Genomic DNA, 1,784 nt, shown 5'->3' on the forward strand with positions numbered 1-1,784 from the left:
GTTCCGGGCGTTCGGAAAGCGGCAACTGCGCCTGCTTCCGGCGGTGGTGATTCTCGGCCTGGTCAGCGCCGTCCTCGAAGGGTTCGGCATCGGCCTGATCATCCCGTTGCTGGGCATCATCATGGGACACGGGGATGCCGCCGGAATGGCAGGCTTCTCCGCCGTCCTCCAGCACGTCGGATCGGGCTTGAGCGAGCGCGACCGGCTGATCGTCATTTCGGCCGCCATCCTCGGCTCGATCATCCTGAAGAACGTCTTCGCCTTCGCCAACACGCTGCTGACGACCTTCATCTCCGGCAAGGCAAGCCATTCCATCCGCAGCGCCCTGTCGGAGCAGCTGTTGCGGGTCGGCTACCCGTTCTTCCTGCGGCAGAGCCCCGGACGCCTGCTCAACATCATCTCCAACGAATCCTGGCGGGCTTCCGATGCGATCCAGATCATGCTGTCGGCCATCGTCAGCGCATCGGCCGCCATCATCCTCCTGGCTTTCCTGCTGCTGCTTTCGTGGCGCATGACGCTTTTGGTCACGCTCGGACTGGCGCTCGTCCAGATCGCGCACGCCATGCTCTCAGCCAATCTGAAGGAGCCAAGCCGCAGCGTCGCCTCGCGCAACGGCCACCTCGCCTCGCAGATGCTTCACCTTGTGCATGCCGGACGGCTGATCCGCATCTTCGGACAGGAGAACCGGGAAAAGGCGATGTTCGACACGGCGTCGGATGCGGTTCGCCGCGCCTCCTTCGCGCTGCTCGTGCGCCAGGGAGCGCTGCCGCCGCTGACGGAGGTTCTCCACGCCATGCTGTTCCTGGCGGTGGTGATCGGCGCCTGGCTGGCGCAGGTGAGTTTCCCGCTGATCATTGCCTTCGTCATCCTGCTCTACAGGCTGCAGCCGCATATGCGGGCCCTGCAGGGGTCGTGGAGCCAGCTGCAAGGCCTGAGCGGATCGCTTGAGGAGGTGACTTGGCTGCTGGATCCCACAGGCAAGCCGCAACCGCCGCAAGGGGACGGGCCATTCCACGGCCTGCGCCAGGGCATCAAGTTCGACGATGTGACATTCACCTACTCCGGCACGGACCGGCGCGAGGTGGTGCTGCACGCGGCGACATTCGAGATCCGCGGTGGCCGCTCGACGGCGCTGATCGGCCGCTCGGGCGCCGGCAAGACGACGATCGTCAATCTCCTGTGCCGCTTCGTCGAACCGGACACCGGCAACATCCTCGTCGATGGATCGCCGCTCGACCGGATCGATGCCAGCCAGTGGCGCCGGCACATCGCCCTGGCCAGCCAGGAACTGGAACTGGTCGACGGCAGCATTTTCGAAAACATAACCTACGGCCAGGATGCCGCGACTGCCGGCGATGCCGAGGCCGCCGCAAGACTGGCCGAAGCGCATGAATTCATCGAAAGGCTGCCTCAGGGCTACGAGACCCTGGTTGGCTACAGGGGCATCAATCTGTCGGCGGGACAGAGGCAGCGCATCGCCTTGGCGAGAGCCCTGGTGCGCGATCCCGATCTCCTCATCCTGGACGAGGCCACCAATGCCGTGGACGGGCTGTCGGAAGCGGCCATCGTCGAGACCCTGAAGTCGAGAGCCGGCCGCCGCACGACCATCGTCATCAGCCATCACCACAGCACCATCTCGTTCTGCGACGACGTGGTCATCCTGAGCGGCGGCCGCGTGAAAAAGCAGGCCCCTTTCGGCGCCCTGGCCTCGCTCAGCATGGACGAGCTTTACCAGCACGAACCGCTCGACTGAGAAGGCGCCGGGCCGGCCCGCGATCTTATCC

The 1,784-nt window shown here is 65.2% G+C and carries 1 protein-coding gene; it reads left to right on the top strand.

Going from position 1 to position 1,784, the window contains the following annotated elements:
* The first annotated feature begins 25 nt into the window (after positions 1-25).
* On the top strand, positions 26-1,753 hold the full coding sequence (locus ENZ75_RS30740; RefSeq protein WP_245481312.1) for an ABC transporter ATP-binding protein: 1,728 nt from the start codon (positions 26-28) through the stop codon (positions 1,751-1,753).
* Positions 1,754-1,784: the final 31 nt, after the last annotated feature.

Source organism: Mesorhizobium sp. M7A.F.Ca.CA.002.04.1.1 (assembly GCF_004022805.1).
GTDB classification, from domain to species: Bacteria; Pseudomonadota; Alphaproteobacteria; order Rhizobiales; family Rhizobiaceae; genus Mesorhizobium; species Mesorhizobium ciceri.